The sequence below is a fragment of the Streptomyces rugosispiralis genome, assembly GCF_024505145.1.
GTDB classification, from domain to species: domain Bacteria; phylum Actinomycetota; class Actinomycetes; order Streptomycetales; family Streptomycetaceae; genus Streptomyces; species Streptomyces rugosispiralis.
Genome location: NZ_JANIAA010000080.1, coordinates 1 through 16,432 on the forward strand (window position 1 = coordinate 1; position 16,432 = coordinate 16,432).

At 70.7% G+C, this 16,432-nt stretch carries 20 protein-coding genes and 1 pseudogene; 6 read left to right on the top strand and 15 right to left on the bottom strand.

Features of this window, described 5'->3' with window-relative positions:
• Positions 1 to 1,470: IS21 family transposase (istA, locus tag NP777_RS45855; protein WP_256656146.1), on the top strand; the 1,470-nt coding region annotated here is incomplete at its 5' end.
• A complete protein-coding gene (istB, locus tag NP777_RS45860) occupies positions 1,467 to 2,255 on the top strand; it encodes an IS21-like element helper ATPase IstB (protein ID WP_256656147.1) in 789 nt (262 codons plus the stop codon). The genes istA and istB, both read left to right, overlap by 4 nt.
• A gap of 50 nt (positions 2,256 to 2,305) precedes the next feature.
• On the opposite strand, the gene NP777_RS45865 is transcribed toward istB, so the two are convergent.
• The 13 genes from NP777_RS45865 to NP777_RS45925 form a co-directional block, all read right to left on the bottom strand.
• On the bottom strand, positions 2,306 to 2,902 hold the full coding sequence (locus NP777_RS45865) for a DinB family protein (RefSeq protein ID WP_256656148.1): 597 nt from the start codon (positions 2,900 to 2,902) through the stop codon (positions 2,306 to 2,308).
• Positions 2,903 to 3,165: 263 nt separating this feature from the next.
• Complete coding sequence (locus tag NP777_RS45870) at positions 3,166 to 5,232, bottom strand: hypothetical protein (protein ID WP_256656149.1); 2,067 nt, start codon at positions 5,230 to 5,232, stop codon at positions 3,166 to 3,168.
• Positions 5,233 to 5,624: 392 nt separating this feature from the next.
• Positions 5,625 to 5,990, bottom strand: a complete 366-nt coding sequence (locus NP777_RS45875) for a hypothetical protein (protein ID WP_256656150.1) — start codon at positions 5,988 to 5,990, stop codon at positions 5,625 to 5,627.
• Between the two features lie 87 nt (positions 5,991 to 6,077).
• Positions 6,078 to 6,338 carry a hypothetical protein gene (locus NP777_RS45880; RefSeq protein WP_256656151.1) on the bottom strand — a complete coding sequence of 87 codons (261 nt, stop codon included), beginning with the start codon at positions 6,336 to 6,338 and terminating at the stop codon, positions 6,078 to 6,080.
• 236 nt (positions 6,339 to 6,574) lie between these two features.
• Complete coding sequence (gene traB / locus NP777_RS45885; RefSeq protein ID WP_256656152.1) at positions 6,575 to 8,599, bottom strand: plasmid transfer protein TraB; 2,025 nt, start codon at positions 8,597 to 8,599, stop codon at positions 6,575 to 6,577.
• A gap of 73 nt (positions 8,600 to 8,672) precedes the next feature.
• Entirely contained in the window at positions 8,673 to 8,819 is a 147-nt protein-coding gene (locus tag NP777_RS45890; protein WP_164437182.1) for a hypothetical protein, read from the bottom strand.
• 1 nt (position 8,820) lies between these two features.
• Entirely contained in the window at positions 8,821 to 9,408 is a 588-nt protein-coding gene (gene traA, locus NP777_RS45895; RefSeq protein ID WP_256656153.1) for a plasmid transfer protein TraA, read from the bottom strand.
• Positions 9,409 to 9,417: 9 nt separating this feature from the next.
• The gene (locus NP777_RS45900) at positions 9,418 to 9,585 is read right to left on the bottom strand and encodes a hypothetical protein (protein WP_256656154.1); all 168 of its coding nucleotides are present in this window, start codon (positions 9,583 to 9,585) and stop codon (positions 9,418 to 9,420) included.
• Positions 9,585 to 9,758, bottom strand: coding sequence for a hypothetical protein (locus NP777_RS45905; RefSeq protein WP_256656155.1), 174 nt, complete (start codon positions 9,756 to 9,758; stop codon positions 9,585 to 9,587). Before NP777_RS45905 ends, NP777_RS45900 begins: the two co-directional genes overlap by 1 nt.
• A gap of 16 nt (positions 9,759 to 9,774) precedes the next feature.
• Complete coding sequence (locus tag NP777_RS45910; protein ID WP_256656156.1) at positions 9,775 to 10,230, bottom strand: hypothetical protein; 456 nt, start codon at positions 10,228 to 10,230, stop codon at positions 9,775 to 9,777.
• Positions 10,227 to 10,676, bottom strand: a complete 450-nt coding sequence (locus NP777_RS45915) for a Pycsar system effector family protein (protein WP_256656157.1) — start codon at positions 10,674 to 10,676, stop codon at positions 10,227 to 10,229. Before NP777_RS45915 ends, NP777_RS45910 begins: the two co-directional genes overlap by 4 nt.
• A gap of 220 nt (positions 10,677 to 10,896) precedes the next feature.
• Positions 10,897 to 12,012: a hypothetical protein gene (locus NP777_RS45920; protein WP_256656158.1), complete on the bottom strand. Its 1,116-nt coding sequence runs from the start codon at positions 12,010 to 12,012 to the stop codon at positions 10,897 to 10,899.
• Positions 12,009 to 12,203, bottom strand: a complete 195-nt coding sequence (locus NP777_RS45925; RefSeq protein ID WP_164437172.1) for a hypothetical protein — start codon at positions 12,201 to 12,203, stop codon at positions 12,009 to 12,011. The genes NP777_RS45920 and NP777_RS45925 overlap by 4 nt, the downstream gene beginning before the upstream one ends.
• 185 nt (positions 12,204 to 12,388) lie before the next feature.
• Between NP777_RS45925 and NP777_RS45930 the strand changes: the two genes are divergently transcribed.
• Positions 12,389 to 13,144 (top strand): GntR family transcriptional regulator, encoded by a 756-nt coding sequence (locus tag NP777_RS45930; protein WP_256656159.1) that lies wholly within the window; start codon positions 12,389 to 12,391, stop codon positions 13,142 to 13,144.
• Between the two features lie 27 nt (positions 13,145 to 13,171).
• A complete protein-coding gene (locus NP777_RS45935) occupies positions 13,172 to 13,507 on the top strand; it encodes a hypothetical protein (RefSeq protein ID WP_256656160.1) in 336 nt (111 codons plus the stop codon).
• A 428-nt stretch (positions 13,508 to 13,935) separates the two neighbouring features.
• On the opposite strand, the gene NP777_RS45940 is transcribed toward NP777_RS45935, so the two are convergent.
• Positions 13,936 to 14,514, bottom strand: a complete 579-nt coding sequence (locus NP777_RS45940) for a hypothetical protein (protein ID WP_256656161.1) — start codon at positions 14,512 to 14,514, stop codon at positions 13,936 to 13,938.
• 186 nt (positions 14,515 to 14,700) lie between these two features.
• Entirely contained in the window at positions 14,701 to 14,856 is a 156-nt protein-coding gene (locus tag NP777_RS45945; RefSeq protein ID WP_256656162.1) for a hypothetical protein, read from the bottom strand.
• Positions 14,857 to 15,601: 745 nt separating this feature from the next.
• Between NP777_RS45945 and NP777_RS45950 the strand changes: the two genes are divergently transcribed.
• Together NP777_RS45950 and NP777_RS45955 are read left to right on the top strand one after the other, a co-directional pair.
• Positions 15,602 to 15,790 carry a hypothetical protein gene (locus NP777_RS45950; RefSeq protein WP_256656163.1) on the top strand — a complete coding sequence of 63 codons (189 nt, stop codon included), beginning with the start codon at positions 15,602 to 15,604 and terminating at the stop codon, positions 15,788 to 15,790.
• Positions 15,791 to 16,246: 456 nt separating this feature from the next.
• Positions 16,247 to 16,432: pseudogene (locus tag NP777_RS45955) on the top strand (IS21 family transposase); the annotation flags it as partial.

Here is a 16,432-nt window from a genome sequence, read left to right on the forward strand (position 1 = left end):
TACAAACCGCTGATCGACGGGATGCTGCGGGCCGACCTGGACGCTCCGCCCAAGCAGCGGCACACCGCCCAGCGGATCTACGACCGCCTGGTCGAAGGCCATGAGGCCGATGACATCTCGTACTCCATGGTCCGTGTCTATGTGAAGGACCGCCGTAAGGAGATCCGCCGACAGGCGGGGGTGGGCCCGGATGCGATGTTCGTGCCCCAGACGCATCTGCCGGGGGCGGAGGCGGAGGTCGACTTCGGCGACGTGCATGTGATGCTCGCGGGCAAGATGACCAAGGTCTATCTGTTCTCGCTGCGGTTGTCCTACTCCGGCAAGGCGGTGCACCGGGTCTTCGCCTCCTGCGGCCAGGAGGCGTTCTTCGAGGGGCACGTGCACGCGTTCCGGATGCTGGGCGGCATACCCCGCGGCCGGATCCGTTACGACAACCTGCGAGCCGCGGTCGAACGGGTGCTGGGCTTGTCCAGGGCCCGGGTGGAGAACGACCGCTGGACGGCCTTCCGCTCGCACTGGGGCGTCGATGCCTTCTACTGCCGCCCCGGTATCGAAGGCGCCCACGAGAAGGGCGGTGTCGAGGGGCAGATCGGCTACTACCGCCGCAACCACTTCGTCCCCGTCCCCGAGGTCGCCTCGCTGACCGAGCTGAACGCCATGGTCGACCAGTGGGATCTGGACGACGAAGGCCGGCGCCTGCGGTCCAGGACCCGCACCATCGGCGAGTACTTCGCCCAGGAACAGCCGCTGCTGCGACCACTGCCTCGCGAGGTGTTCGAGACCGGACGCTGGTTCACTCCGCGGGTCAACCGCTTCGCCCAGGTCACCGTCCGCTGCAACTCCTATTCGGTCCCGGTCCGCTTCATCGGACGCCAGTTGCGGGTGCTGCTGCACGCCAATGATCTGGTCGTTTATGACGGCCGCACGGTGGTCGCCCACCACGAACGGCTCAGCGGCCGGGGCGAGTCCCGCCTGGTCCTGGACCACTACCTGGAGGCCCTGCTGCGCAAGCCGGGCGCCTTCCCTGGGGCGACCGCCCTCGAACAGGCCAAAGCCGCAGGGAAGTTCACCCCCGTCCATGAAGCCTGGTGGGCTGCGGCCCGCGCCGCCCACGGCGAGGCGGCCGGCACCAGAGCCCTGATCGAGGTGCTGCTGCTGGGCCGCCACATGGAACACGAACACGTCGTCGCCGGGCTCGCCGCCGCCCACCGAGCGGGCGCCTTGACTGCGGACGCGGTCGCACTGGAGGCCCGCAAGGCCGCCGAGGGCGAGACCTTCACCGAGCCCGTGAAGCCCGCCTCGGGCCGTGCCGTCCAGCCGCAGGAGGAGACCGGCGGCACGGTCACCTTCATGTCCGACTGGAAGCTGTCCCACCTCCCGCCCGATAACCGGCCGCTGCCGTCGGTGGCCCACTACGACCAGCTCCTGAAACGGCACGGCCGCACGGCCGGCGAGAAAGAGGGATCATGACACGCAAGCGCGGACTGACCGAAGAAGCTGCCACCGCCTCGATCGACCAGGCATGCCGCATGCTCAGGCTGCCGTCGATCCGCCAGCAGTTCCCCGATCTGGCCGAAGGCGCCGCCCGTGATCAGATGTCGTATCGGGCCTTCCTCGCCGAGCTGCTGATGGCCGAGTGCGATGACCGGGCCCGCCGACGTTCCGAGCGCCGGATCAAGGCCGCTTCCTTCCCTCGCGACAAGAGTTTGCGGGCGTTCGATTTCGAGGCCAACCCGAACATCGACCCGGCCACCGTCAACACCCTCGCGACCTGTGAATGGGTCAAGAAGGGAGAGCCGCTCTGCCTGATCGGCGACTCTGGCACTGGCAAGTCGCACCTGCTGATCGCGCTGGGCACCGAGGCGGCGATGCACGGCTTCCGTGTCCGCTACGTGCTGGCCACCAAGCTCGTCAACGAACTGGTCGAGGCCGCCGACGAGAAGCAGCTGTCGAAGACGATCGCCCGCTACGGCCGTGTCGATCTTTTGTGCATTGATGAACTCGGCTATATGGAGCTTGACCGCAGGGGCGCTGAGCTGCTGTTTCAGGTTCTGACCGAGCGCGAGGAGAAGAACAGTGTCGCCATCGCTTCGAACGAGAGTTTTAGCGGCTGGACGAAGACGTTCACCGATCCCCGGCTCTGCGCGGCCATCGTCGACCGGCTGACCTTCAACGGCGCCATCATCCAGACCGGCACCGAGTCCTACCGCCTCGCCCACACCAAAGCCCTGGCCGAGCAGACCGCAGCCGGCTGAACGGCGCCGCACGGCCGACCCGAGTCAACCGGGTCGGCAGCGGGGCGAGATCAGCCTTTGACTTCCCGAGCCACGCGCTCCAGTCGGCTCCGGTAGCCCTCCCACCACGCCTGATCCTCTGGTGGCATGTTGTCCTTGCCTTGCAAATATCCGACGGATCCATCGATGAGCTCTCGCACGATGTCGGCGTGACCGGCGTGCCGCTGAGTATCGGAGATCACGCGCACCAGGATGTGGTGCAGCGTCACCTCTCGACGTTCCTCCGGCCACCACGGGACGTGACCGATCGCGTCAAGCGTCAGCGTTGCGATCGTGCTGTTGGAGTGCTCCCACGCCTGGCGATACAGCCCAACGATCTGTTCCCGTGATTCGTCTGCAGTGGCCCACATGTCCGAGTTGAGCTCTGGCTCCTCGGTATACCACCAGGATGGCGGCCCCGCGTCGAAGAACGGCCGCCCAAACGTGTCGCCGAAGTACCCCAGCTCCACGCTGGCGACATGCTTGACCAGCCCCAACAGGTTCGTGCCGGTGGGGGTCAGCGGACGTCGGATGTCGTACTCCGAGAGCCCATCGAGCTTCCACACCAGGGCGTCACGCGCCTCTTGCAAGTACCGGAGAAGATCCGCTTTCGGGTTCGGTTCGACCATGCCGAGCAGCCTCCCACCCGGCACTGACAGTCGACAGTGATATCAAAAGCCACTGACATTGATCTTGCCTGCCGACGCGAAACGACTCCCCAAGTCACCTCGAAACGACTCCCCGTGAAAGTGACACAGCCAGCTGTAGGTGGCGGCAGCAAGATAGTGCTCACTGGGCCCAGTAAGCCCCGCCCCGCCTGCCGTACGACGGCTGTAGATGGCGGCAGCAAGATAGTGCTCACTGATATCAGTAAGCGGATTCGGCCGCCGGGTCAGCTGGCGTTGCGGAACCGGGCGAGCGCGGCCGCGACGTCGGTTTCGCGGGCGGCGGTGGCGGCGCGGCGTGCTTCGAGGAACTGGACGCGGGCGGCCTCCAGCTCGGCCAGCTCGACGTCGGTGGTGGTCCCGTCGGCGGCCGCAGTTGCGGTCTCGTCCTTCTGCGCGGCGAGGGTCGCGCGGCGTTTCTCGGCGGCGGCCGCCCATTGCTGGACGGTGCGGCTGAGCGGGACCGCGTCGGCCGCCTGGACGCGGTCGTGCCAATGCTGCTTGGCCGCCCGGCCGCGCTTGTACTGCTCGGCCGAGACCGGCAGCGCGTCCTCCAGCGGATCGGGGAGCCAGTAGTCCGTGCCGGAGACCAGGCCCCAGCGGTCGAGCAGCGCGAGGACAGCGGGCAGCCCGCCGACGTCCCCGGCCGCGACGATGTCGGCGCGGCCGCCACGGCGCTGGGCGATGCTCTCGCGGAACGCGGGCCGGGCGATGGCGACGTCCGGCACCTGGCGCTCCTCTTCGAGTTCGTTCGCCAGCTCGTCGTCGTCGCGCTCGTCGAGCTCTTCGTCGAGCAGCTCGGCGAGGCGCTCGCGCAGGCCCTCGCTCCAGGTGAGGCAGCGGCGGCCACGGGTCGCCGATTCGTACTCCAGCCACCGCTCCCGGGCCCACTCGTGACCCTCGGCCGCCAGCTGCGCGAGGTCGAACGCGGTCCGTCCCTTCGCGCCCCGGGCGAGCTTCATGTCCTGCCGGGTCATCTCGGAGGCGAGCGCGCGGCCGACCGGCTTCTGCTCCTGGTCCTCGTCGTCGCGCTGCTTCTCCTGGACCTTGGCGATGTACCGGGCGAGCGCCTTCTGTCCGGCCAGGGAGCGGTCGGCGGGATCCACGCGCACGCCCCGGTCGCGGCTGGGCACGGGCAGTTTCACCGACCGGCAGCGCTGGGCCCACCGGTCGTACAGCTCTTGCTCCAGCTTGTCGGCGTCGGCGCGGGTGGCGGGCGTCTCGGTCCAGATCAGGACGTGGATGTGGGAGTGCCAGCCGTTGCGGCCATCGGTGATCTCAGCGGTGCGGGTGGTCCCGGCGATGCCCCATCGGGCCTTGAAGCCGCGCTTCCACACCACCAGTTCGCCGCCGACTTCCCGCGGCTCGATGTCGGTGGGGAAGTCCTCATCGTCGGCGTACTGGTGGCGGTCCTCCCAGCGAACGGGTGCCTTGTTGCGAATGACGGCGCGTCCGACCCACCACGCGCCCATCCCAACGCCGCGCCACCCCTCCAGGAGCTTGTTCAGCTGCCCCTGCTCGCCGTCCAGGCGGACGTGCTCCCAGTGCGGCACCGTGAGCGTGACCAGGTACAGGCCGTGGTCTTCCTCCAGCCAGGCGAGCGCCCAACGCTCCAGCTCAGCGGCGCGGTGGGCCCGGACGCGGGCGGCGCACGGCGGGCAGGACCAGACCGACCCGCAGCGGACCAGGCCGGAGAAGGACGTGGAGCGGCCGCTGTTGGCCAGGTGAACGCCGACCGCCTCACCCTTGGGCGCGGCTTCGCAGTGCCGGACGGACGGCAGTTGGGTCCACCGCTGGATCTCGTCGCGCAGCCGGAGCCGGGCGTCCTTCCTCGGCAGGAAGACTCCGCAGCCGTCGCCGTCGCCGTCTCCGGACGCGCCGTCAAGGTTCTGACCAGCAGCGGAAACGCTGTTCCCTCTTTCCCCAGCCGCCCCGCCGTGGGGGGTGGGGGCTGAGTCGTCCGTGACGGTCCGGTGGGAGCGGGCGGCAGTGGTTGCGGCCGGATCGATCCCAGCGGCCGTCAGAGCAGCGCTCAGGGCCTCGCTGGGGGCCTTCGCAGCGCGAGCCAGCTCCCGGTCGATGGCGCGGTCGATCGCGCGGGGGCGGGGGGCGACGGCGCGCTTGGCCTGGGCGGCGGCGCGGACGGCCGTCTGCCGCTGCCGGGCGAGCTCCAGGGGGGTGACACCAGCGACCGGCCCACGCGCGTCCTCGACCGCGCCCTGCGCGGGAGTGACGTCCGGCGCGTGAGCCGGGTCATGTGGTGCGGACGCGTCAGCGTCCCGTACGCTGGTCAAAGCGTTGAGTCCTTGAGATTGCCTGGAAGCGTCTGGGGGCTCTGAGAGCGGTCAGGGGGCCTAATCCCTGGCCGCTCCGCTTTTTGCGGAGCCGTTGTGGCCCCTGATCTTGCCCTATTTGGCGTGACGAGTGGTCACCGACCCACCGATTGAGGCTGATGTGGTCTGGTGTGCCGTGAAGAGGGCCGGACCGTTTGGGGCGGTCCGGCCCTCTTTGTCTGGTCAGCGGTTCACTTCCGGCGGCCGCCCCGGATGGTCTGGAGGACCGGTTTCAGGGGCGGGGGGCACGGCGGCGGCGGGCCGACGTCCGGCGGACGGCTCTCGCCCGGGTTCCGGTGGGGCAGCTCGGGCTGTTCAGGCTGTTCCTCGCGACGAGCAGTCATTGCGCCCCCTCAGTTGCAGTAGCCGCAGGAGGTGCAGGCGTACCGGCCGTCCAAGGTGCTCACGGGCTCGCCGCAGTTCCCGCAGTAACCGGCGCCGATCTCGGCCGCCTCGGGGCGCGGCACCTCGACCGCGCCACCGGGGCCCTGGTACTCGCTATGGCAGCTCTGGCACACCCAGTGGTCTCCCCCCGTGGGGGTCATCGGGTGGCCACACCAGCACTGCCGGCACACCGGCAGCACACCGGCCGCGATGGCGCCGATGGCGGCCAGGACGTCCTGGACGAACGCGCCCTCCGGCTCCTCCTCGTAGCCGCGTTCGTCGTCCTCGCGCTCCAGGTCCTCAACGAGGCCCGCGTACGTCGGTAAGGCGGTCATACTGGTCTCACCTGTTTCTTGATCGGATTCGGGTGGACCGGGGCGACCATCTGCTTGGCGGTAGGGGTCGCCCCGGGGCTTTTGGGGTCAGTCGAGGTAGAGCGCCGTGTACGGCTCGGCACCGGGCGTACCGGCCGCGACGAAGTCCAGCCAGTCCTCGGCCGGGGTGCGCCACCGGGCCCAGACGTGCTCCAGCCGGGCCTCGGGCACGTCCTCAGCTCCGTCGCCGCCCACGGTCTCGATCGCGGCCGTGACGGCGGCGCGCATCGCGGGGGCCGGGTGGTGGCCGGGGGTCACGTACAGACCGCCGTGCGGGCCCAGTTCGAACGGCTCGTCCAGGGCGGGCATCTCATCCTCCTCGGTGTGGTCTGTTTGTCCGCCTGACACCCACTGACACGCCATACGTGGCGGTTTGGGCGTTACGTCGGTGGTGTCAGAGCGGGTGTCAGGGACGGGTCTCACGGGGTGATCTCTTAGGTGGATCGCGGTGTCAGAGGCGCTGACACCGTGGCTGACACCCCCTCTGACACCCCTCCCGCTGTCAGAGGGGGTGTCAGAGGGTGTCAGTGCTGGTCAGGGCGGTGTCAGACGCTGGCGAGCTCGGGGTAGAGCAGCCGGTAGACGCCGCTCTCGTCGGTCTCGGCGAGGTGGATTCCGGCGTCGGCGAGTTCGCCCAGGCGCTCGGAGACCCACGGGCGGGACCGCCCGATCCGCCCGGCCGCACCGCAGTGCGGGACGAAGTCGCGCGGGCCGACGAACTGAGCGTTCTCCGCGCGGCGCTCGTCCAGGAGCGCCATCAGCTCGGCCATGGCCTCCTCCGTGCTGCGCTTCGAGCCTGCCGCCTTGGGGGGCTCGGCGAACTTCCAGACGGAGTTGACCGGGGCCAGCTCCTGGTCGGGGTCGGCGGCGACGGCCAGGCCCTCGCCCTCGTCCTCGCCGAGGACGTCGGCGACGTCGCGCTCGATCTGCCGCTCCAGCAGCTGCTCGTCGCGCGTGGTCTTCTGCTCGGTGTTCATAGAGACCTCCGGGGTCGGGGCGCCGGCGGCCGCGGCCGGGGTCGGGGCGCCGTCGTAGCGGGTGCGGTTGGCGTACGCCTCCCCGGCCGCGGCTGTCGTCGTCGGACCGGCCGGGGTCTTGGGGGCAGCGGCGAGCACGCGGCCGATCTCCTCGTCGGACGGCGGGGTGAAGGTGCGGGCCTTCATCGCGTACCGCTCCTCATCCACCCCGGGGGCGACCAGGTAGTTGTAGCCGCGCTTGCGGTTCTCCCACGCCTCCGGGCGGGCCCCGGCATCGCGCACGTCGTCGGGCAGGGCCATGTCGGCGGTGGTGGAGCCCTTCACGCCGAAGCAGAGGACTCCGCCGAGCTGCTCGCGCACGTCGGTCGGCATCGAGGTGGACGACGGGCGCTGGAGGCTGATGATGACGGAGATACCGGCGGACCGGGCTTCCTGGACGAGCCCTTCCATCTCGGTGCCGTTGCGGAAGAACTTCGCGGCTTCCTCGATCCAGACGGCCATGTACGGCATCTGTAGCTGCTCGAAGGCGGCCGGGGTCCAGTTCTTGAAGCCGTGACGGCCCAGCTCGTCGGCCCGCGCGGTGATGACCTGCGACAGTGCGTCGATCATCTCTTCCCCGCCAGCCTGGGTCATCTCCACCCAGTCCAAGTACGGCAGCAGGGGGCCGAAGGTCTGCATGCCCTTGGAGGGGTCGCACGCCCACACGATGAAGTCGCGGCGGGTCAGCGCGTCCACGATGGCCAGCGTCATCCCGGCGCTCTTCCCCGAGCCGTTCATCCCGGCGGCCAGGAAGTGGGTCGCGTTGCGGTCGCCCTTGGGGTTGGGGTCGGCGGGGAACCAGAACTGCTCGGGGTCGCCGTCCTCGTAGATGCCCACGACCACCGGGTCGGTGATGGACCCGCCGAATGCGGACGGGCCGGGCCACTGCGCGCCGTCCACGAGCATGTCCTCGGGCACGATGACGAACTGGCCGAACGCGGCGTTGTCGGGATCGGAGACGATCCGCAGCGCGGTCGGGGAGATGCCCAGCTCGGTTGCGATGTGCTGGGCGCGGCGGCCGATGTCCTCGTTGGTCAGCTCCCCCGGGGCGGTGATCTTGTAGGGGGCGGTCACCTTGTTGGGCTCGACCTTCGGTTCCTTGCGCAGCGCGAGCTTGGCCTTGCCCAGCGACTTCGCCAGCAGACCGGTCTCGCTGCTCTGCTCGGCGTTCTGGCCGTCGCTCTTCCGCATCAGCTTGCGGACGTTCCAGCTCCCGGCGGCCACCGCGCCGCCCATCGCCAGGAGCGAGAGCTGGGCTTCGCCGAGCGGGTTGGTGAACGCGGCAGCGGTCAGGTAGGTGGCGCCCGCAGCCGCCGAGCCGGTGGCGTGCAGACGGCGGTCGAGCTTGGCGCCCTTGCTCGCCCACCAGGTGGCGCAGGTCAGGGCACCGGAGGCGACGGTCATGCCGATCGCGGCGATCGGGTTCGGGCCCCATACCGCGTGCGCCAGGACGCTCGCGGGGACCTCGGCGGCCACGGCCAACCAGGGGCGGACGTGGGGCGTCTTGAGGGCCTTGGTCAGGGCCTTGGTGAGGTTGGAGGAGTGGTCAGCCATGGTCATTGCTCCCGGAGGTCGAGGGGCGGGCGCAGCGCGCGGGTCGCGCCCGCCGTGGTGCGAGAGGGGAGTCTCAGCCGCCGAGGGTCGAGACGAGGAACAGCAGGACGTAAGCGATCACCGCCAGGCCGAGGCCGTCGCGCAGCATCACCTTGTGGGTGATCCGCAGGACGATCGCGGTGGCGACGGCGGCCAGGGCGGCCGCGACGAGGATCGGCATGTCAGCGCCACCCGAAGGGCTGGGCAACCTGCTGCCGGGACTGCTGCGTGCGGCCGCGCCCGATGCGGACCAGCTCGGCCTCGTACTCGCGCTCAAAGGCGCCGTAGAGGGCCGCGTACCACTTCGCGATCAGCTTCTCGGCCTGGGCGATCCGGCGCCCCCAGCGGGCAACCCGCTTGGCGCGGGCGCGGGCGCCCTGCATGGAGCCGGTGACGTCCGGGATGGACTTGAGCCGGGCCTCCAGCATGTCGATGTCCATCGCCGTGGTGGTCGAGCGGTCCCGGGCCTGCTTGCGGGACCACTCGCAGTACGCGCGGATGTCCTCGTTCGACAGGAAGTCGCTGCCCGGGGCGCTCTTGGCCGGGGTCGAGCCGCTTCCCCGGCCGCCTCCGTTGTGCACCACCTTCGTGTAGTTGAACGACAGCGGCGGCACCAGGCCGGACACGTCCGGCATCAGGTTGATCTTCTCGATGTTGTACTTCGGGCTCCGGCCGGGCGCGGGGCGCGGGGCGCGGGCCGGACCAGGGCGGCTCGGGCCGGGAACGTTCGGCGGGGTGGTCGGCCGGGGCGGAATCCACTGACCAGTCATGACTCTCCTTCAGGATGCTTTGGGCTTGCGGGTCTTGCGGTGGCCGGGCTGGGCAGTGACCGTGCGGGGCGGGCGGTCCCCGGCCGGGCCGGTGGGCCTGCCCCACGGCTCCCAGGGGCGGGGCGGCGGACCGGCGTTCTCCTCGCCCCGGGCGGTGTCGGCGGCGTAGCGGGCCATCAGCCCGTCTCCTCGAACGCCTCGGCGATCCGCATGAGGAGCACCTCGGCGGTCATGAGGTGACCGAGGAGCTGTCCGGCGTTGGTCTCGTCGACGCGGCCCATGCCCTCGACGTAGGCGCGCACCTCCTCGATGACCATGACCCGCGCGGCGGTGCGGACGATCGCTTCCATGGGGTGTCCTTCCTGGTCAGTGGTTGCGGATGTTCGTGGTGGAGCGCCCGAACCAGCGGTTCGTGACGTGGTGGTTGGTGACGTAGGTGTCGCCGCCGCGTCGGCCGCCGGTCGCCAGGACGACTCCGACCGCAACCCCGGCCGCGATGAGGCCCTGGACGAGGTGGTTGAGGACGACGGCCAGGCCCTGGGCGGCGAAGTAGGTGCCGACCCCGGCCCCGGCGGCGAACAGGCCCCGGGCGCCCAGGCGCTGGGCGTGCGGGTCGATGCCGGCAGGCACCGGGGCCGGGGGCGCGGGTGCGGGAACGGTGGGCAGGTCCTCGCGCCGGACGGCGACAAACCCGCCGTGCGCGCCGGGGATGTAGACGACCGGGCCACGCTCGGCCGCCAGCTCCACCGGTCCGGTCAGCGGCTCGGAGACCGGTACCGGGGGCGTCAGATCCCGCGCCGGGCGCGGCATGAAGTCGCTCATGCCGTGCCCCCGAGGGCGATCAGGGCGGACAGGACCAGCAGGGCGCCGCCCGCACACGTCAGGTCGACGGCGCGGCGCAGGCAGGTGAACTTGGCGATGGCCAGGCGGGACAGGCCCGCGATGTCGGCGGCCAGGTCCCGGTCCTCGGCGGTGGCGGCGATCTGCTGCGGGGTGAGCGTGGCCCACAGCACGAAGCCCTTGCCGCCGTTGAGGTTCGGGCGGACCGAGCGGAGCACCAGCCCGGCCGCGGCGACCAGGAGCACGAGCCCGGATCCGCCCGCCGCGTACGCGAGGGCGTTCATCGGCAGGTCGCGGGCGACGGTCCAGGCACCGGCCATGACGGCGCCGATGAACGCGAGGAGGAGCGCGGTCTTGGCGTCAGTGCGGGCGATCTCGGCCTTCACCTCGGCGTGCTGAGCGGTCAGGTTCTGGTCGGTGGTGCTCATGAGTCGTCCTCGCATTCGCAGACGCAGCCGCGTCCGGCGCACCGTCCGCAGTCCTGGCAGGAGTCGCAGGTCTTGCAGTGACCACAGCCCCGGGGGACCGGCGGCCAGCACGTGCAGCCGCTGGTGGGCTGCCAGGGCTCGTCACAGTCGAAGCCGAGCTGTCCGGGCACCTGGGCCGTCGCGGCCCGGGGCGGGGTGCGGGGCTTGACCCGGCGGGGGCTCACTGCTCACCACCCCCCGCCGAGCTGCCGACCAGCTCGTCGGCCAGCTCGGCGATCCGGCTCTGAACCCAGCCGACCGACCAGCCCGTCTCCTCGGCCAACTGCCGCACGGGCCGGGTACCGGCACCGTCGCGAACGACGGCACGCGCCCGCTCCTCGGGCAACTTGTTCTTGTTCACCGGCCGCTCCTCGGCCGTGTTCACCGGCGCCGGGGCGCGCTGTTCACGGGGAGCCGGGGCGGGGGCGGTCCGCTGCGGTTCGCGTTCACGGACCGGGCGGGGGCGGCGTTCACGAGCCTCCCGCTGCTGCCGCTCCCGCTCCTCGTCAGCGCGTTCACGCGCCTCGCGCTCGCGGCGCTCTTGGCGCTCCCGCTCCTCGCGACGCTCCTCCCGTGCGGCCTGCTCCCGGCGCTCCTCGGACGCCAGACGCTCCCGCTCAAGCCGCTGCTCGGCTTCCCGGGCCTCCTGCCGCTCCTCGCGGTCACGGTCGGCCTGTTCACGGGCCATCCGCTCCGCGTGCTCCCGGGCCTCCCGCTCCGAGCGTTCACGACGCTCGGCCTCCCGCTCGCGCTCCTCCCGCTCGCGCCGTTCACGGGCCTCGGCCTTGGCGCGTTCACGGTCTTCGTGTTCACGCTCCTCGGCGTCGATCCGGGCAAGCGCCACGGTGATCGCCCGGCGGTACGCGAGCGCCGCCTCGGCGTTCACGATCAGCAGCAGTGGGGCGGGCATATGAACGCCGACGCCGACCCAGTCACCCGCCAGCGCGGACGCGCCGACGTTCAGCGCGAGGGTCAGAAGGCCGGTGAGCCAGCGCAGGATGAACGGCCACGCGCTGCGACGGGTCTTGCCCTCAGCACTCGGGGCGAAGGCGTGGAGACGGGCCAGGGCCGCGTCCAGGCGGACCACGATGACCACGGCCGAGTCCACGACGATCGGCAGCACCGGGGCCGTCCACCGGTAGTCGGGGGCAGTGTGGTCGGCCATGAACGGGGTGACCGTCAGCACCGAGTAGACGACGGCGCCCACCGTGATCACCCACGACCCAACGGTCAGCGTGCGCTCAGCAGACGCGACTTCGGCGGCCGTCTTCATCTGGGCCGGATTGAGCGACTTCATCGGCGCCACCACCGCAGCGACACCAGGCGCGGGACGACCAGGCCGATCCCCACCCCGATCACCAACGGCTGAGCGGCCGCCCACACGGCCACGGCGCCCACGCTGCCGAGCACCGCGAGGACCGCACCGGGCGCATGCACCAGCAGCAGGACCACCAGGACCACGAGACCTACGGCCGTCAGTCCGGACATGCCAAACCCTCCTATTCCCTGCCAAGTTGCGGCCTTCCGGCCCCATCTGGCTCGACGGTAGGGGGGTCATGACGAAGTGTCAAGATGGTTTGGAACTGTCTTGACGGTCGTCAAGATTTGCGGTCCCCTTGCTTGACAGCGGATAGCCTGGGCAGAGGACCCGGCACCGAACGGAGGACCGGAAGATGAACGCAAATGGCATCGCGGCGAAGATCCGCGAGGGCATCGCAGCAGGTGAATACCGGTACGGCACCCGGCTGCCGGGCGTGCGCGACCTCGCCGAGGAGCATGGGGTGTCGCAGCAGACGGCGGCTGCCGCGTACTCGATACTCGCCGCGCTGGGGCTCGTGCGCACTGAACGCGGGAGCGGTACCACCGTGGCGGCTGGCCCATCCGCAGACGCCCATCTGGGCACTTTCACCCCTCCGGACCTGGCCGCCGCGGTGCCGTGGAAGCCGACTCAGGAGTCGGCGGAAGCGAAGGAAGAGACCACCTCGGTGAAGCAACTCGACGCGCCCAAGCACATGGCCGACTGGGGGATCACTGAGGGGTCCACCGTCGTGGAGCGCACGCGCATCCGGTCGGTCAACGGAGTTCCGGCGCAGCACAAACTCACCGTGCTGCCGTACGACATCGCGGCCCGGAAGCCCGAGGGGCACGAAGGCATCCCGCCGATGCTCGCCCCGGTGGGCGCTGACCCTCTTCGCCCTCCGAAGGGCGTTCGAGTCGCCGACTGGCTCGGGTGGGACGTGACGGGCACGGCGTGCACCATCACCGCCGAACCGATGGACCCTGCCGCCTGCGAGGCGCTAGGCGTGCCCGAGGGGACACCGGGGTTCCGCGTCGTGGGAATCACTCGGGACTCCAATGGCGACACCGTCTCGGTCACCGTGACCACCACCCCGCTGCACCACCGCGTGACCCTCGACATCGTCGGCTGACGCCGCCACCACGACCAGGAGCACGTTGTGACCGAGACGACCGCCAACCGGTGCGCTGCTGCCCACCACGACGATCCGACACCATGCGAAGGGCCGCACGACGCCGTAGTCATCCGCGACCGGCAAATGAGCCGTGCCCGCGACGCCATGACCGAAGGCGTCACCGGATGCGTCCACCACGGTGCCCGGATGCTCGCCAGCATCGACGGCGCCCGCGTCTACCCCGGCAGCGTGCCCGGCGCAGCGACCAGCGTCCGCGCAGTCGCCGACTCCATCCGCCCGTTCTGCTGGTACGAGAACGCCCCGCGCACCGAGCCATCCCAGCTCTCCCACGCGGAGAACCGCACGGCCGGACACATCTGACCCACTCTGACCACCCAAGGGCCCGCAGCCACCACGGCTACGGGCCCTTTCGCATGCCAACGGGACGGCTGCGTTCAAACTTTCTCTACTTCATCAAGGCCGGTCGCTCCGCGACCGGCGCGCGGCCCGGTCGCCGCCGGACCGCTCCTGTCTCCGCCCCGCTCCCGACGCCGCCCGAGCCGCGCGCCGTCGAAGGGGCGGCTACGCAGAGCGGTTTACATGGCCAGCCGTCCGCCGACCGCGGGCATCGCCGTTGTGCGCGCAGAAGGCCAGCAGGGAGGGGAGGGGTGCCCGGCCGGGGGCACGTCGATCATTGACCACGGCTGTACGGGGCCGGGCGCCGTACTGCCGCCGTCACGGATGCGGCCGCGTGAGCAGACCACCGGCCCGGCCGGGGCGGGCGGGGAGCAGCTGCTGCCGCGATGTGGTCACGGCCGCCGTGGTCGCTCCGCGTCGGTGCCGGCATCGTCGGGGCTCGGCTGCGTGTCGTCGCTCTGGTGCGGCCCGTCCACACGCGACGGATGTGGTCTCCCGAACAGCGGCACCTGCTCGGCCTCGTCCGGCGACACGTCCCACAACCGACGCCCACGGCCGCCGCTCCTCGAGGAGGGCGCCGACGCCTTGGCCGAACGCTGCGGACGCTGCTCAGGGACCGACCCCACCGATTCGTCACGTGACGAATCCTCCGCACCCTCTGTTCCGTCACGTGACGAATCCTCGGGACGGCCACTTCCGTCACGTGACGAATCGGTGGGGTGCGCAGCGTCGTCACGTGACGAAACAGGGAATGCGGAGGTCCGAGCCGCGTTGATCTCGTCCTGCATCAGCGAGCGGACCGCGAACTTCGCCAGGGCGACGCGCTCCTGGACCTGCCGCTCCTCGTATGCGCGCTGTCGGCACGACTGCCGGCAGTAGCGGCGCTGCCGCCCCGTCGCGGGCTGCTTGATGGGGCCGCCGCACCACTCGCACAGACGGGCGCCGTCCTGGTCTCTGATCTCGTCGCTCATCCCGGGAGGATCTCAGCCCGGCATCCCGCGCGGCCATCTCGGAGTCAGCGACACTATCTGGCACATCAGCGTGCACATCAGCGTGCAAAGTACCTTGCACAGCCGCTTGCGATGGGGCGTGCGAGATGCGTTGCGGGCGGTCGCCGCGACCAGCGGCAACGATGCAGGTCCGCGCGTGGTCAGTAATCAGACTTCCCTCCTACGCCGTCCGCCGCTGTGGTGGTGGGGAGTGGGGGCGGTGACTGGACGGGCGTACTCGGGCCGGGTGCCGACCACCAGCTGGCGCGCGGCGAGCGCGGCCGCGGCCGCCGCGTACGTCTCCGGTCCCGGGCTGTACGTCAACGCGGTGACGTACAGCGGCGAGGAGGACCAGGAGCACGCCGAGCCACGCGGACCCGGCCGACACTCCCTTGCATCACGGCCGATGGGCCCGAACCCGGGGGTCTCGAATCGATGCGTCCGACGCGTCAGTGCACGTCGGACCTGTCCGCTGATGCGTCCGGCGCCGACACGCTGCCGCATCACCGCCACGGTGTCCGACGCATCCTGCCGCGTCCGCGACAGGTCACGACGCGACGCCGACGCATCACGGACGCATCGCCGACACGACGCGCCAGGAGCACGAGCAGCTGCTCGCCGAGTTGCAAGAGGTGTCCCGCCGTACGGGAATCCGGTCTCCCAGCAGCAGGCCGCGTCAAAAGTGCCAGAGGTGTGACGCAACTCCGACCCTCCACACCGGAGACCACCGCACCCCCCACTCACCGGCCCCCACCACTCACCACCCATCCCCCACACCCAGAACCCGGCGCCGACCAAGATCGACCCGGTCACACCTCTTGCATTACGAATGACCCGGGTCGCGGGTTGCTCCGAGAGGGGGCTGGACCGTTGCCCCGACCGGGGGCCGGAACGACGGACCGAGGGCACTGCCGAGGGTGAGAGGCCCGGTCCGGCGGGAGCCCCGAAGTCGGCTGGTCGGCGGTCCGGGCAACCGGGTCCGCGGCCGCCGACACCTCTTCTGTGCGCAGCCACAGCGAGGCCCGTACTGGGTCCGGCGGCGCGACGACTCGTGCGGGAGACTGCGCGGGTGACCACCACGCGCCGCCCGTTGGGCACCGGCCCGAGCACCACCCCATCGAGCCCGGCCGGGACGGCCGGCGGCCGACGTCTCGTCGCCGAGCGGGTCGAGCTCCAGGAGCTCCTGGAGGATCCGGAGCCGGGCGAGGTCGAGCAGCGATCGAGACGGCGGCCGCTCGGGAAAGGCGCCGGCGCCTGAACCGCGGCCGGGCATACATCCGGGTGTACGTCCGGGTGTTGCGGCGGCCGCGACCGCATCCCGCCCCGACCTGCCGCGCTCCCTGCTCTCCTCCGACACCACCCCCTCACTGCGTCCCTTGGAGGGGGTGGTGTCGGAGTTTCACCGGGAGCAGGTCGGGGCGGGATGCGAAGTTTCCTGGGCCGGGAGCGGTGAGTTCGGCGCGGGGTTTTGCGGCAGCAGATGGCGACAGCGAGTTGTGGGTTACTGATACCAGTAACGGCTTCGGCCGGGGACGGCCGCGCGGGCGCCAGGGGGTCGTGCGACGGCTGTATGGCTATGTACGTGACTGTGGGAGCCGTTTCGAGGTGACTGTGGGAGTCACTATCTGACCGAGTTTGCGATGTCAGTTTGTTTTGACGTCACGTGGGGTCTTGCGGTGGGACCGTGAGGTGTGCTTCTCCCGCGGGGGGTCTCATGGGTAACTCGCAGTCGAAGGTCGAGTTGTACGCGGCGATCCGCCGGGATCACCGGATGGGCATGTCGTTGCGGGCGCTTCAGCGCACGCACAACGTGACCTGGAGGACGGTCCGGCGGGCTCTGGACGGCCAGTGGCCCGAGCCGCGGAAGAAGCAGCGGCGCAAGGAGTCCCGGCTCGACTCC

What these genes read in the sequence shown, in the direction of transcription:
- istB (WP_256656147.1), top strand. Translation starts at nt 1,467, where the DNA reads ATGACACGCAAGCGCGGACTGACCGAAGAAGCTGCCACCGCCTCGATC.
- NP777_RS45865 (WP_256656148.1), bottom strand. Translation starts at nt 2,902, where the DNA reads ATGGTCGAACCGAACCCGAAAGCGGATCTTCTCCGGTACTTGCAAGAG.
- NP777_RS45875 (WP_256656150.1), bottom strand. Translation starts at nt 5,990, where the DNA reads ATGACCGCCTTACCGACGTACGCGGGCCTCGTTGAGGACCTGGAGCGC.
- NP777_RS45880 (WP_256656151.1), bottom strand. Translation starts at nt 6,338, where the DNA reads ATGCCCGCCCTGGACGAGCCGTTCGAACTGGGCCCGCACGGCGGTCTG.
- traB (WP_256656152.1), bottom strand. Translation starts at nt 8,599, where the DNA reads ATGGCTGACCACTCCTCCAACCTCACCAAGGCCCTGACCAAGGCCCTC.
- NP777_RS45890 (WP_164437182.1), bottom strand. Translation starts at nt 8,819, where the DNA reads ATGCCGATCCTCGTCGCGGCCGCCCTGGCCGCCGTCGCCACCGCGATC.
- traA (WP_256656153.1), bottom strand. Translation starts at nt 9,408, where the DNA reads ATGACTGGTCAGTGGATTCCGCCCCGGCCGACCACCCCGCCGAACGTT.
- NP777_RS45900 (WP_256656154.1), bottom strand. Translation starts at nt 9,585, where the DNA reads ATGGCCCGCTACGCCGCCGACACCGCCCGGGGCGAGGAGAACGCCGGT.
- NP777_RS45905 (WP_256656155.1), bottom strand. Translation starts at nt 9,758, where the DNA reads ATGGAAGCGATCGTCCGCACCGCCGCGCGGGTCATGGTCATCGAGGAG.
- NP777_RS45910 (WP_256656156.1), bottom strand. Translation starts at nt 10,230, where the DNA reads ATGAGCGACTTCATGCCGCGCCCGGCGCGGGATCTGACGCCCCCGGTA.
- NP777_RS45915 (WP_256656157.1), bottom strand. Translation starts at nt 10,676, where the DNA reads ATGAGCACCACCGACCAGAACCTGACCGCTCAGCACGCCGAGGTGAAG.
- NP777_RS45920 (WP_256656158.1), bottom strand. Translation starts at nt 12,012, where the DNA reads ATGAAGTCGCTCAATCCGGCCCAGATGAAGACGGCCGCCGAAGTCGCG.
- NP777_RS45925 (WP_164437172.1), bottom strand. Translation starts at nt 12,203, where the DNA reads ATGTCCGGACTGACGGCCGTAGGTCTCGTGGTCCTGGTGGTCCTGCTG.
- NP777_RS45930 (WP_256656159.1), top strand. Translation starts at nt 12,389, where the DNA reads ATGAACGCAAATGGCATCGCGGCGAAGATCCGCGAGGGCATCGCAGCA.
- NP777_RS45940 (WP_256656161.1), bottom strand. Translation starts at nt 14,514, where the DNA reads ATGAGCGACGAGATCAGAGACCAGGACGGCGCCCGTCTGTGCGAGTGG.